Raw genomic sequence first — 13,099 nt, forward strand, 5'->3', positions numbered from 1 at the left:
CCCCCCGTCGGCTCAGCGCATCGCCACGGAGGCCGCGACGCGCTCGGCGCGGGCGAGCGCCTCGGCCTTGGCCGGGTCGGCGAAGCCCATCACCCGCAGGTAGCGGTCGTTCTCGAACACCATGGTCTGGGTCGCGGCCATCGGGCGGCCGATCTTCGCGTCGGTGAAGGTCCCGCGCAGCCGCACCACGACGGCCCCGCCGCGGGTCGTGCGCTCCTCGTCCGTGACGACGACGTCCCGTGCATCCTTCTGGCTCGCGAACAGCTTGCGGGCGACGGCGCTTTCCGCGCCGGCCGGCACCGCGGCCTGCCCGAGGGACGGCGTGACGACGATGGCGGGTTGCTCGCGTTCGGGATCGAGATCCTTCGGCCCTTCGGTGAGGATCAGGCCGTTGCCGGCGAACACGAGCGCCGGCCGGAAGCCCGCGGTGTCGCCGATCGTGTAGGGCAGGGCCGCGACCTGATCGGCCAGGCTGGCCTTGCCCCGGAAGGCGATGGTGCGGAGCGCCGCCTCGACCGCCTTGGCGGGCACCTCCTTGCCCGCGCCGTCCGGCACCTGCACCGTGACGAGGCCGGTGCCGGGCTGCCCGCGGACCACCGCCACCCACTTGGCGTAGTTGAGCCCGTTGGCGTTCTGGCTGCCGCGCAGCACGAAGCCCTCGCCGCCCTGGACCGGCAGCGCCGCGCGCCCCCCCTTCACCCGGAAGCCGGTCGCCGCCAGCGCCTCGGGCGTGAACTTGGCGCTGATCTGGTCCCAGGCCTCCGGCGGCATCTCCATCAGGATGATCGAGGCGCCGGAGCGGTGCTCGAAGCCCGAGAACGCCTTGGCCGGGCTCATGCCCGCGGGCGGTTCGAGACCGAGCGAGCCGGCGGGCGGGAAGACCGGCTCGGCCCGTGCCGGGAGGATCGCGGCCAGGCCGCCGGTGAGCCCGGCGACGAAGCCGCGCAGCGAAAGCCGGCGCAAGCGGGCAAACGGGGCCTGCAGGGACGATCCGTCGATCATCGGAACACTCCTTCAAGAGGCAGGTCTAGAGCATCGTCCCGGATATCGGATCCAGGACGATGCTCTACGTTGTTGTGCCGCATCGTCTGTTTCCGAAAGCCGGAAACCACCTTATCGGGACGATGCTCTAGAACCGCGCCCGACCGCGTTGGGTCGAGACCCATCTCCAAGCCTTTGTTGAGCCGCGCTTTCTTTCGACGAACCGGCATCCGCTTCGTCGGAAAGCGCTCGAGCGGGGAAGGGCGGTTCAGCGGGGCGTGACGCGGCTGACGGGCATCGAGCGGTTGCCGGGAATGGCCTCGCCGGACAGCTTTCCCGGGGCGCGCGCGCAGCCGCATGCGGGGCCCGGATCGGGAGCCTCTCATACCAAGCGGCACGGAACCGGACCGATGGTCCTGTTCCGTGTCTCCGGCGGACGCCCGCCGCCCCTCCGTCGCGGGGGCCATCGGCGATGCGTCGGGATCATCGCCGATTGGGATCACAGCGTCTTTTCCAGCACCGCGGTCACGGCCGCCACCCGGTCCTCGAAGTCGGCCACGTTGGCGAACGGACGCCAGTTCACGTCGAGGACGCCGTTCTCGAACCGGAGACCGTTGGCATAGTTCGAGGCCGGGGCCGTCTTCTCGTCGTAGCGGATCCGGATCGCCTTGAGCTTCGCCTGCAGCGCCTCGCGGCCGATCTTGTCCGTGCCGATCGCCTTCAGCCCGGCGGCGAGCGGCTCGAAGATGGTTTTTTCGAAGTAATCGGGATTGGCATAGTATTGCGCGTCGCCGGGCATCGTGAGCTGGTCCCACGCCACCTCGACCGGCACGGCGGACCCCGCCGCCTCCTGGATCGCTTTCTCCTGCGCCGGATAGCGGCTCTCGCGGTAGGCGGCGATCGCCCGGCGCTCGGCGAGCCCGAGGGTGGGCTCGGCCCAGGCCGAGGAAGCCCAGAGCAGGGTCGCGGCGGCGGCGAGAGCGTGTCGGCGTGAGATCATGCAGCGGCGTCTCCTTGCGAAGGCCCTGCCGGGAGGGCCGGGGAACGGATCGCGGCGGGCTCAGCCCGCCGTCACGGAACCGGCCCGCCGGTTGCGCAGCAGCGAGACCAGCGCCCCGACGACGGCCGCCGCGAGCGCGGCCATGATCACCAGCAGGGTGACGGTCCGGTTCCACAGCCGGTCGAGGCCGAGATCGGTGGTGATGCGGTCCGGTCGCGCCGGATCGGCCATGGGGCTGACGCTGAAATCGCCGACCTGCACGCCGGAGAACACGTAGTTCACCCGCCGCGTCACCGTGCCGGCGGGCCGGCGCAGGGTCAGGGTCAGGTCGCAGATGTGGATCACGATCTTGGACTTGCAGGTGGCGTCGCCGATCCGGGCCTCGGCCACCGGCCGGGCGGTCTCGCGGACCTGCCAGTCCGAAATCACGACCGGGGCGGTGTACAGGGCGCAGGCCACCAGCATGCCGCCGAGCGACGCGGCGCCGAACAGGACCCAGAAGACGGCGAGCCAGCCCTGGCGCTGCGGCGGCAGCCGAAGGAGGCGGGCAGGTTCGGGCGATGCGGTCATGGAGCCTCAGGCCGGGACGGTTTCGGAGGAGGCGCGGGCGCCGGTCTCGGCGAGGAGCTGCCGGGCCTGGGCGGCATCCTGGTAGCGCACGATCAGATCGGCGAGACCCGGCGGCTTCATCCCGCGCGGCAGGGCGAGGGCCAGGGTGACGATGCGGTGCTTCGTGTCGAGCTTCACGCCGTGCCGGCCCGGCCGGCGCTGCGGCCAGGGCGCCTCGGGCGGCAGCAGGAGGCGCATGACGAGGCCGTTCTGGCGCAGGGTCATGTCGAGGTCGGCGATCTCGTCCCAGCCGATCGCCCGGTCGAGGCCCGGCGACCGCAGCCCCTCGGGGCTCAGGACCAGGGTCACCGGCTCGCCCTTGCGCAGCACCAGGGCGCCGGCGCCGGCCAGGAGCGCACCGAGGCCGAGCGCGACCGCGAGGAGAAGGCCGTTGTCCCTGGCGTGGATGCCCGGCACCCCGAACAGGGCGATGGCCACGCCGATGGCGGCGAGGAGGCCGCCGCCCACCGCCAGGGCGAGCCCGCGCGGTCGGTGATGCGCCCGCAGGACCCGTTCCTCGCTGCCGACCTCCGCCACCGTCGCTTCCAGATGCGCGTGGAAGGCCGCCTCCCGCGCCCGCAGCACGCCGAGGAAATCCGCACTCGCCGCGCGGCTCAGGCCCGCCGGATCGGCGAAATAGGCCGCGAGGGCCCCCAGTGCGCTCGGCGGCGGCACCGCGCCGGCCGCGGCCAGGAGATCCGCGTCGATCGTCCGGCCGAGGGCGGCGACGCGCTCGCGGGTCGGGGGGTGGGTGTCGGTGGGGTGGGCCTGCTGCTCCTGCCAATGCGCCGCCGGGTCGTCGAGGCCGTGCCGGACGGTGCGGTCGAGGGCGGCGGCCACGAGATCGGCGGGCGCCGCTTCCGGCGCTTCCGAGGCGGCTTGAAGGGTCTCTTGGATGCGGGGCGCCACCGCGCCGGTGCGCAGCAGGGCCCGCGCCGAGGCGTCCGCCGAGGTGGCACCGGCCCCCGCCGCATCCGCCGCGAATTCGCGCGTCCGGCTCCAGTGGCGCACGGCGAGGTGGAAGCGCTCCATCACGAAGAGGCCGAGGCGCAGCGACGGGCCGAGCAGCCCGAGCGCGCCCTGATGGCCTTCGGCCACCGCGCCGAGGGAGCGCTCGACGCCGGCATAGATCGGCAGGAAGCGCTGGCTGTAGGTCGTGTCGTCCCCGGCATAATGGGCGAGTTCGTGGCCGATGATCGCCGCCACCTCGTCGCCCCGCATGAGGGCGAGGTAGGGGAGGGGCAGGTAGAGGATCCGGCCCTCGACCCGCGTTCCGCCGGGCTCCAGCACGGCCGGGCCGGCGCTGACGAAGAAGCCCTCGGTGAGCCCGACCACCACCGCCTCGGGCTTCAGGGCCCCGAGCCGCGCGGCGAGCCCCTCGACGAGGCGCCACAGGCCCGGCGCCTCGGCGGGCGTCACCGTCCGGCCGAGGATCGGCAGCGGATCGGGCTCGAAGGCCCCGAGCGCCCGGCGCAGGCCGAGCACGGTGCTGCCGGCTACGAGAACCGCGGCCCCGACCGCCACGGCGGCGACGACCAGGAGCTTCATCGCCCCGCCGTCGAAGCGCCCCTGGAGGAGGACGGCCGCCTCGAAGGCGATTGCGGCGACGAAGGCCGCGGTCGCCGCCAGGATCTGGAGCGAGAGCGCGACGGGGAGCAGCCGGCGCATCAGGGAGAAGCCGCGCACCAGCGTGTCGCGCGAGGCGCGGCCGAGCCGGCCGAGGACCGCGCCGGCGAGCAGAATGAGGAGGGAGAGCCCGGCGGCCAGGGCGCCGCCCGCGACGACGACCGGCGGCAGCAGGACGCGCCAATCCATCACGGTGGCGAGGTGGGCCGCCTCGTCTCGGGCGCTCCGGGCCTTGGCCAGGGCGAGCGGCCCGCCATAGGTCCGGCCACCGGAGCGGAATTGCTGGCCGGGATCGAAGCGTCCGTCCGGCGGCGCCCGCGCCTCCCACTCGGCCACCACGGCGTCCAACCGCTGTCGCTCGGCGTGGAACAGGGCACGGTCGTCGGCGCCGCGCCGCATCTCCCAGACACCGAGCAGCAGGAGGCCGAGCGGCAGCAGCACGGTGGCGGCGACCAGACGGGCAAGAGCGCGCGTCCGCGCGGGCGCATGCGAGGAACTTGCCTCGGGAATGGTCACCTCCTGAAGCGCAGGGAAGACGTGCCTCGACGCCGTTCGTAACGATCCGGACAGTCGAAAGATCGTCCGGCGCCAGGACAGGCAACGGGCCGGACAAAGTCCCTCGATACGACGAGATAGATTGGGCGCAACCTCGTTTGTCTTCTTCTCGACGAAGGGATGTCTACCGAAACGACCCGCTTCGTCAATGGTCGGGCGGCCTTGTTGCATCGGACGGCTCGGGGCCGGCGGCGGAACTTCCGCGCCCCGGCGGCCGGTCCTCGCGAGCCGATGGGCCCGGCTGGCGGGGACCGGCCGCGGATGCTCCTATTCGCAATCGTCGAGGTTTCTCTTGGCGGCCGAGGACGCCAACCTGATGCCGGCGCTCGCGATTTTCTGCATGTCGGGATCGGTGGCGTCGATGGATTGATGGTAGTGTTTGATTTTGCGCATCATGTTGGTGGCGGCGAGCCGGCAGGACATATCGTGTTCTTGCTGCTTCGCCAGCACGCCGAGCGTCGTGTTCAGCCGGTCGAGCGCGGAGCGGTCTTTCGCCTCGAAGGCGGCTTTGGAAGCCGCCTGGATCTTCGCGAGGCGCTCCTGAATCGGAACGGACGCCTCGCCCGTCTCCGCCGCCTCGGGAGCGGGACGGGTGGCGGCTACGGGCTTGGCCGGGGGGGCGGTCTCGGCCCGCGCCGGCGCCAGGCAGGCGGCGCGCTCCGCCGCGATCTTTCCCTCGGCCTCCGCGCCCTGCGCCTTCAGCGTCGCTTTCATGGCGTCCGGCATGTCGTCCAGGGCCTCGTCCGGGACCGCCGAGGCGGCCGCGCTCTGCATGGAGACGAGCGCGGTCCGGCAGGGCTTCGACAACCCTTCGGTCTGCACGAGGGGCCCGAACGTCTGGAGGAGGGCGGGCCGTTGCGCGGCCGGGGCCGCCTTCGCCTTCGCCCACAACGCCTCCCCTTTCGCGAGGGTCTCACGGTCGATGCGGCTCTGCCCGAAGGCCGCCGTCGCGATCACGCAGAACAGGGCGGTCGCGGCATAGAGCGATTTCGGCACCATCAGATTGGGTTTCCGATTTTATCCGATCCTCGACGAGCGTATTCAAGATTCGAGAATGACACGCCTTTCACTGGGGTTTCTTCCCCTTCGCGATGATCCTGCTCAGCTTGATCTTCAGCTTGTACTGATCGCAGACCTCGCTCACCGGAACGTTGTTGTCGGCCGCCAACTCGGCGAGCGTCTGCTCGTCCCCGTCGAGGTGAACGATCCCGTCACGGCCCTTCTTCTCATGAAGATCGCCCTTCGGGGTCGAGGATTGCTTGCCGAAAAGCGTGTCGATCCCGATCGCGAAGTAATGCGCCGAATCGTCCGGGAGCATGCCCTTGCTGCTGCAATACGCGATGATTCCGAGATCGTTTCTGTGTTCGAGATAATCCCGGTTGCTGTCCTGCGCGAGAGCGCCGGTAGAGGCCGCGAAGGCGAAGAAGAGCGACGACGTCCACTTCATGACGAATTCCCGAGTCGATCGAGTTGTGCGGAATGACAGAACCTGAAGCCGCGCCCGACCGCGCCGGCCTCGGCCGAGGCCGCCGCATGGATCGACGCCGTATCGATCTCAAAATATGATTGGTGTCGTGGGACGATCGTTCAGCGTAGCGACGGCTTGCTGTACATGGTGCATAGGGCGTAATAGGTCTTCTGCCCACATTCCAAGGTCAAGACATCGCATTTCACTTCTCTCGACGGGGTCTTGATTACCAAGGCCGCGCCGACCGTGATGAAAACCGCCGACAAACGGTGCCATTCGTTCTCGACGATCTCGTTCCAGGCGATGGGCGGCTTCCCGGTGACTGTAATGCCATCCTTCGAAAGAGTGAGAACCGGTCTTTTGAGTGTCAGCCACATCGGCAGGACACGCAGGCAGAACAGAACGACGGCAAAGGCGGAAAGACCCGCAATCCAGTAAAACGGCGGGTCCAGGGGAACGCTGGCTCGGTTGAGATAACGCTGAGCCGCGATGAAGCCGAGGATGGCCGCAAAGCCGAGCACGAGGACCGACATGATGGCAATTTTAGTCGGCGAACGAAACAGGTGCTTGACGCCGCCGCCTTGAATTGTTTCGTGCATATTCAGCTCCGAACGATTCCAATCTGGTGTACCGACCGCATTTATCCGGTCATGCTGAAGCTCAAGCTGACCGGGCGGTGCCTTATCCAAATGCGAGCGGAGTCGCAACCAGTTGTTCGTGCCGGATGATCGAGGCGGAGCGGCGCCTAAGGGGCGGCGGCGAGCCCGACGCTCGTGCGGCGATGCTTCGCCGGTGCGCTCGACACGAGCGAAGGCGTCCGGCGGCGGATGGCCGAACTCGGTGTGACCGGCTCGATGAGCCGTTCGGGCAACGTGTGGGACGACGCGGCGGACCGGCCGTACACGGGACGGGACCTGCGCGGAGGTGTTCGATGCCATCGCCCGCGTCGACAGCCGTGCCCCGATTGCCGAGGAGGATGTCCGTCAAGCCGGCAGCAGGCCACCGGTCCGGCGAGGCGATCTCGCCCTCGTTCTCTGTTTTCGAAGGTCGGCGTCCACGTATTGGGGAGCGATCGGCCGGCTGATATTTGAGTTATGTCTCGACAACGAAGCGAACAGCTGGAAGTTGTGGGCCGTGGGCTGTACCATAAGGCGACTTCGGTTGAAGTTTTCAGATTGAAAAACAAATTTTCCGCGCCAAACAAATCCGAGGCGGTTTCGCATTGCCAATTTTCTTGCCCGATGCGATTTGTGTCGAATTCATGCCTATTGGGCGAAGGGCGGTTTGGGCGCGCGATGCTGTACGCAGGGACCTATACGGGTACGATTCATACGTACTGTGCTGATTTCAATTACAGCGACCCGATTACCTTCACCATCAGCCGTAGTGGCGTCATCGATCTGCCCTGGTCTTATCAGGGCAAACTGAGTGACGGGACGATCGATGGTTCCGGTCTGATCTCCGGTCTCTCGATCACGGTCCAGTCGCTGTCGCTCGGCAGCCTCAGGATCGACTACGCGGCGACCAGCGACGGCACCCACTTCTCCGGGTCGGGCAGCTCGATCAACGGTATCGTCAGCACCATCACCGCGACCCGGACCGTGCCGACCTACGAGGCCGCGAGCGATTACGTCGTGGTGACGGAGGACAGCGGCGTCCCGGCGCGCGGCAACCTGCTCGACAACGACAACGACCCGTTGGCCACCGTCACGACCGTCGCGGGCAAGGCGGTGGCTGCCACCGGCACCACCGTCGTCGTCGGCACCTACGGGCGACTCACCATTGGGGCGGACGGTGCCTACAGCTACGCCCTCGACAACACCCATGCGGCGGTCAACGCGCTCAAGGACGGCCAGAGCCTGAGCGATTTCTTCAGCTACCAGGCCGGTAACGCCAAGGGGTCGGACGGTTCCAGTCTATGGATCACCATCAACGGCCGAACCGATCCGAAGGTCCCGGTCAACGGAACCTCGGGCAACGACACGCTGCTGGCGAGCCCGGCCGCCGAAACCTTCTCCGGCGGCAAGGGCTCCGACACGGTGAGCTATGCCCGTGCCAAGGCCGGCGTCGCGGCCGACCTCTCTGCGCAGACGTCCAATTCGGGCGATGCGGTGGACGATACCTATGTCAGCATCGAGAATCTGAAGGGAAGCGCCTTCGCCGACACGCTTCGGGGCGATGCCCATGCCAACATCCTCGACGGATCGGGCGGCGCCGATTGGCTCGTGGGTGGTGCCGGCAACGACACCTACATCGTCGACAACGTCGGCGACACCTGCAGTGAATACAGCAGCACGGGCGGCGTCGATCTCGTCGTCGCCTCGGTCTCGTACAAGCTCGGCCGCTACTACTACTCGAACCTCGAGAACCTGACGCTCGCCGGAAAGGCCCATATCGACGGCACCGGCAACGAGTTGGCCAACACGCTGCACGGCAACGGCGGGAACAACATCCTCGACGGCGATCTGGGGGCCGACAAGCTCTACGGCGGCCTCGGCAACGACACCTATCTCGTCGACAACGCGGGCGACCGGGTGTTCGAGAAGGCCAGCGAGGGCAAAGACACGGTGCGCGCCTCGGTCAGCTACGTGCTCGCCGCCGGTCAGGCCATCGAGACCCTCGAACTCGCCGCCGGCCGCACCAACTTCGACCTGACGGGGAACGGTGAGGCCAATACCCTGCGCGACAATGCCGGCGACAACCGTCTCGACGGCGGGGCCGGGGACGACCTCCTCGTGAGCACGGGCGGGCGCGACGTGCTGATCGGGGGCGCCGGCAGCAACGGTGCCGTGATCGACCGCGCCGGCGCCACCATTGCCCTGAGCTTCGTCATGAAGAGCGTCGGGGCGGTCACGACGCTCGTGGGCGACGGCACGACCGCGACGGGCCTCGCACACGTCACGCTCACGGGCGGCACCGGCAACGACACCTTCGTGACCCTGGGCGGCACCGATGCGCTGAATGGCGGCGCCGGCAACGATCGGCTCGACAGCGGCGCCGGCAACGACCGGCTCGACGGCGGCACCGGGGCCGACAGCCTCGTCGGCGGCCTCGGCAACGATATCTACGTTGTCGACGATGCGGGGGACCGGGTCTTCGAGGCGAGGAAGGGCGGCACCGACACGATCCTGACCTCGACCAGCTACGCGCTCGCGGCGAACCAGGAGATCGAAGCCCTGGAAGTGACCGGCACGGCCAGGCGCACGCTGGTCGGCAACGAGTTCGGCCAGACGCTGACCGGCAACGCCAACGCCAACGTCCTGGACGGCAAGCTGGGGAGCGACCTGCTGATCGGCGGGCGCGGCGGCGACACCTTCGTGTTCTCGACGGCGCTCCAAGCGAGCAACGTCGATCGGATCGCCGACTTCGCGGCCGAGGACACGATCCGGCTCGGCAAGAGCATCGTTTCGGCGCTGGCGCCGGGGGAACTGGCGGAGAGCGCGTTCAAGAACGTTAGCAAGGGCACGGTCGATGCCGACGATCGCATTCTGTACAAGCAGACGACCGGCGAGCTGTTCTACGACGCGGACGGTTCGGGACAGGGGGCGGCGGTGAAGTTCGCCGTGCTCGACAACAAGGCCGCGCTGAATCACACCGATTTTCTGATCCTGTAATACCAAGCGGCACGGAACCGGACCGATGGTCCTGTTCCGTGCGTCCGGCGGACGCCCGCCGCCCCGCCGTCGCGGGGGCAATCGGCAATGAGTCAGGATCATCGCCGATTGGTATAACGCCCCGCGATGGGGCGCCGCCCCGGCGCTCCGTTCGGCTTGTCCTCGACGCGTCGATGCGGCTCACGCCCTCAAGGTTTCGCCGCCGCATCGTCGCTTCGTCTGCCGCTCTCCGGGCGGGAGGTGACAGCCCGCTCGAGCCGCGCCCGACCCCATCGGGTCGAGACGCATCTCCAAACCATTGTTGGGCCGCGCTTTCTTTCGACGAACCGGCATCCACTTCGTCGGAAAGCGCTCCCGCTCCATCCCGCCGGGCGCATCCGCCCGCTTGCGTTGATCCCCCGCTTGTCCTCATATGGAACGAATCAAGAACGAATGGATTGAGCGATTCGGGCGAAGAGGACAGGGAGAACGATGGCTCGCTACCGCTTCCATGCGACCAATGGATACGAGTGCGTGTTCGATGCCCGCGGCCGGGACATCCGGCTGCCGGAGCGTCTGGCGCGGCGGGCCGGCGAGGTCGCCCGCGAGGTGATGCACGCCCTTGAGGACCGCGAGGATTGGGGCGAGTGGCACGTGAGCGTGCACGACCTCACCGGTCGGCGCGTGCTGGTGCAGCCCTTCGTCTCGAGTTCGTGAGGCCGCCCGGGGGCGGCGAACCGCCCCCGGATCGTCCTCATCGCGCGTCGCGCTCGCGCACGGTGCGGCGCTCGATGCGCTCCTCGCGGCGCTCCTCGCGACGGGCGTCGGGATCGACGCCGAGGACGCCGCCGACCGTCCCGGTTGCCGCACCCACGGCACCGCCGACCACGCCGCCGACCGGTCCGGCCGCGCGGTTGCCGTCCTCCGCGCCGCGTTCGGCGCCGCGGATCGTCCCTTGCGCCTGAGCCGAGGCCGACAGGCTCGCCGCCGACAGGGCCAGCGCGCAGGTGAGCACGAGTCGCTTCATGATGGGTCTCCGGGTCGGGCGCGCCGGCACCGGCCGGCGCTTCCCGGAGGAAACCTCCGCTAGGGCCGATTGTGTCCCAGGGCGGCTCTCCCCGCCGAAACCGATCCCGCCTGCACGCCGTTGATCACCGGAGATCGCATCGTCCGCAAAAGGCGTCGCCCCATGAAGAACCCCGCGCTCAGCCTGTGGCTTTCCGCGGCCAACAGCGCGGCCGGCTGGTGGATGGGGCAGGCGATGGGCCACGGCGCGAATGCCGTCCGCCGCCAGCAGCGGGCGATGCTGGCCGAGATGACCAAGGCCGCGACCGGTTCCGCGGGGAAGCCGAAGCGACGCAAGGCGCCGTCCGCGACCAAGCGGGTGAGCCGGCGCAAGCCGGGCTGACGGGCGCCCTCGGCGAAAAAAGGCCAATCTGCCGCACGGCACAGACCATCTCCCGCCCCCGTTGATCTCGACAGCTTCGCGAGATGCCGTGCGGAGGGGAGCCGACATGACACTGGCCGTCGCCATCATGATCGCCGGGGCGGTGGGGGCGATCGCCCTCACCCTGGCGGCACGTCCGAGTTCGGACCGGTTCATCAAATGGTGATCGCGCGCGCTTGAACTTCCGCGGCCCCGCGACGTTTCGTCCGGCAAGGTCGTTCAAGGGATATGCGCGTGGCGGTGGCGGTGATGATGGCGGGCGTGGTCGGCGCGGCCGCGACCCTGATGTGCCTCCTGCCGGGGCTCGACTCGTTCTTCGAGTGGTAGCCTTCGGGGCGTGAGGGGCCGGGCTGCGAGGAAGACCGGTTTCCGGCGCCGGGAAGGGCGCTCGCGTTTCCCCGGTCGGTGCGCTCAGCCGCCGAAGCGCTCGGTGCGGATGGCACTCGGCCGCACACCCGCATCGACCAGGAGGTCGGCGACGGTGCCGACGAAGGCGTTCCCGCCGCAGACGAAGCTGTGGCGCGGCATGCCCAGGCACTCGATGGCGGTGTCGATCATCACCCGGTCGATGCGCCGTCCCGCCGTCGGACCCTCGCGGGTGAGAAGCAGGGTCAGGTCGAAGCCGGTCTCGTCGCGGGAGCGCGCGGAGAGTTCGCCCCGCGCGATGACCTCGGCGGCACGGCGCGCCGAGTAGATCAGCAGCATCGGCACGTCGGGCGCGCGCAGGGCCCGCTCGCGCACCATGGCGAGCAGCGGCACCACGCCCGAGCCGCCGCCGACGAGCAGCACCGGGCCGCCATCCGCGGCCTCCCAGGCGAAGGCGCCGACGGGGCCGCGCATCTCGATCGCGTCGCCGATCTCGGCGACCTCGTCGAAGAAGCCCGAGACCTCGCCGTCCGCCAGCCGCTCGATCATCAGTTCGAGGCCCGCCGGATCGCCGGGGACGGAGGCGATGGAGTAGCTGCGCTGCGCCTGATAGCCGTCCGGCGCGGTCAGCCGCACGTCGACATGCTGGCCGGCCCGGTGGGGGCCGTCGAGCGCGTCGAAGCGGAAGCTCTTCACCCGCGCGGTCGCGGGGGTGATCGCCCGGATCGTCGTGGAGCGCCAGCGGAAGGGATCGGCCACGGCCACCTGCGGAACAGACCTCAATCGCCGGTGAAGCGCTGTTCGCGCCAGGGATCGCCGTACATGTGATAGCCGCGCAGCTCCCAGAACCCCGCCTCGTCGCGCTCGGTGAAGCGCAGGGACTTCACCCACTTGGCGCTCTTCCAGAAATAGAGATGCGGCACGAGGAGGCGCGCCGGGCCGCCGTGGTCGGGCTCGATCGGCTGACCCTCGTAGAGCGTCGCGATCATCGCCTTGCCGCCGAGAAGGTCCGGCACCGGGATGTTGGTGGTGTAGTCGTCGTGGCCCTCCGCCAGGACGAAGCCCGTCGGCGCCTCCAGCCCCGCGGCGGCGAGCAGGTCGTCGATGGTGACGCCCTCCCACGCGGTGTCGAACTTCGACCACTTGGTGACGCAGTGGATGTCGCCGCCCCAGCGGGTGCGCGGCAGCGCCTGCAACTCGTCCCAGCTCCAGCTCGCCAGCGGCTTGGCGCCCTGGCGCAGGGTGAAGCGCCAGCCCTCGGTCGAGACCCGCGGCGTCGGCCCCATCTGCAGCACGGGGAAGTCGTCGGTGAGGTACTGCCCAGGGGGCAGCCGTTCGCGGATCTCCGCCGCCGGGGGGCGCCCCGTAAAACCGCGCGTCGCCATACCCTTCCTCCGCTGAGCGCCGGGTGGCCCCTCAACGCCGTCGGCGGGCCTCCCGATCCGTCGCCGATC

At 69.4% G+C, this 13,099-nt stretch carries 13 protein-coding genes; 3 read left to right on the forward strand and 10 right to left on the reverse strand.

Annotation, left to right across the window (positions count from 1 at the left end; genetic code table 11):
• Positions 1-12 precede the first annotated feature (12 nt).
• The 7 genes from BM140_RS04680 to BM140_RS25340 all read right to left on the reverse strand — a co-directional run bounded on the left by BM140_RS04680 (position 13) and on the right by BM140_RS25340 (position 7,177).
• Positions 13-1,002, reverse strand: coding sequence for a hypothetical protein (locus tag BM140_RS04680; RefSeq protein WP_091942459.1), 990 nt, complete (start codon positions 1,000-1,002; stop codon positions 13-15).
• A gap of 478 nt (positions 1,003-1,480) precedes the next feature.
• Positions 1,481-1,981: a hypothetical protein gene (locus tag BM140_RS04685; protein WP_091942461.1), complete on the reverse strand. Its 501-nt coding sequence runs from the start codon at positions 1,979-1,981 to the stop codon at positions 1,481-1,483.
• A gap of 60 nt (positions 1,982-2,041) precedes the next feature.
• Complete coding sequence (locus BM140_RS04690) at positions 2,042-2,551, reverse strand: hypothetical protein (protein WP_091942463.1); 510 nt, start codon at positions 2,549-2,551, stop codon at positions 2,042-2,044.
• Between the two features lie 6 nt (positions 2,552-2,557).
• Positions 2,558-4,732 carry a M48 family metalloprotease gene (locus tag BM140_RS04695; RefSeq protein ID WP_244535291.1) on the reverse strand — a complete coding sequence of 725 codons (2,175 nt, stop codon included), beginning with the start codon at positions 4,730-4,732 and terminating at the stop codon, positions 2,558-2,560.
• Positions 4,733-5,038: 306 nt separating this feature from the next.
• Complete coding sequence (locus BM140_RS04700) at positions 5,039-5,770, reverse strand: hypothetical protein (protein ID WP_091942467.1); 732 nt, start codon at positions 5,768-5,770, stop codon at positions 5,039-5,041.
• 67 nt (positions 5,771-5,837) lie between these two features.
• Positions 5,838-6,218: a hypothetical protein gene (locus BM140_RS04705; protein WP_091942469.1), complete on the reverse strand. Its 381-nt coding sequence runs from the start codon at positions 6,216-6,218 to the stop codon at positions 5,838-5,840.
• A gap of 140 nt (positions 6,219-6,358) precedes the next feature.
• Positions 6,359-7,177: a hypothetical protein gene (locus tag BM140_RS25340; RefSeq protein ID WP_131803742.1), complete on the reverse strand. Its 819-nt coding sequence runs from the start codon at positions 7,175-7,177 to the stop codon at positions 6,359-6,361.
• A gap of 156 nt (positions 7,178-7,333) precedes the next feature.
• Between BM140_RS25340 and BM140_RS04715 the strand changes: the two genes are divergently transcribed.
• Together BM140_RS04715 and BM140_RS04720 are read left to right on the forward strand one after the other, a co-directional pair.
• Positions 7,334-9,853, forward strand: coding sequence for a VCBS domain-containing protein (locus BM140_RS04715; RefSeq protein ID WP_091942473.1), 2,520 nt, complete (start codon positions 7,334-7,336; stop codon positions 9,851-9,853).
• Between the two features lie 471 nt (positions 9,854-10,324).
• Positions 10,325-10,549 (forward strand): DUF6894 family protein, encoded by a 225-nt coding sequence (locus tag BM140_RS04720; RefSeq protein ID WP_091942475.1) that lies wholly within the window; start codon positions 10,325-10,327, stop codon positions 10,547-10,549.
• Positions 10,550-10,586: 37 nt separating this feature from the next.
• On the opposite strand, the gene BM140_RS04725 is transcribed toward BM140_RS04720, so the two are convergent.
• Positions 10,587-10,859: a hypothetical protein gene (locus BM140_RS04725; protein WP_091942477.1), complete on the reverse strand. Its 273-nt coding sequence runs from the start codon at positions 10,857-10,859 to the stop codon at positions 10,587-10,589.
• 162 nt (positions 10,860-11,021) lie between these two features.
• Between BM140_RS04725 and BM140_RS04730 the strand changes: the two genes are divergently transcribed.
• Complete coding sequence (locus BM140_RS04730; protein ID WP_091942479.1) at positions 11,022-11,240, forward strand: hypothetical protein; 219 nt, start codon at positions 11,022-11,024, stop codon at positions 11,238-11,240.
• 450 nt (positions 11,241-11,690) lie between these two features.
• Here BM140_RS04730 and BM140_RS04735 read toward each other — a convergent pair whose 3' ends face one another.
• Both BM140_RS04735 and BM140_RS04740 read right to left on the reverse strand, forming a co-directional pair.
• Positions 11,691-12,404 carry an FAD-binding oxidoreductase gene (locus BM140_RS04735; RefSeq protein ID WP_244535292.1) on the reverse strand — a complete coding sequence of 238 codons (714 nt, stop codon included), beginning with the start codon at positions 12,402-12,404 and terminating at the stop codon, positions 11,691-11,693.
• Positions 12,405-12,424: 20 nt separating this feature from the next.
• Positions 12,425-13,030, reverse strand: a complete 606-nt coding sequence (locus BM140_RS04740) for a sulfite oxidase-like oxidoreductase (RefSeq protein ID WP_091942483.1) — start codon at positions 13,028-13,030, stop codon at positions 12,425-12,427.
• Between the last annotated feature and the right edge of the window lie 69 nt (positions 13,031-13,099).

Source organism: Methylorubrum salsuginis, assembly GCF_900114375.1.
In the GTDB taxonomy this organism is placed as follows: Bacteria; Pseudomonadota; Alphaproteobacteria; order Rhizobiales; family Beijerinckiaceae; genus Methylobacterium; species Methylobacterium salsuginis.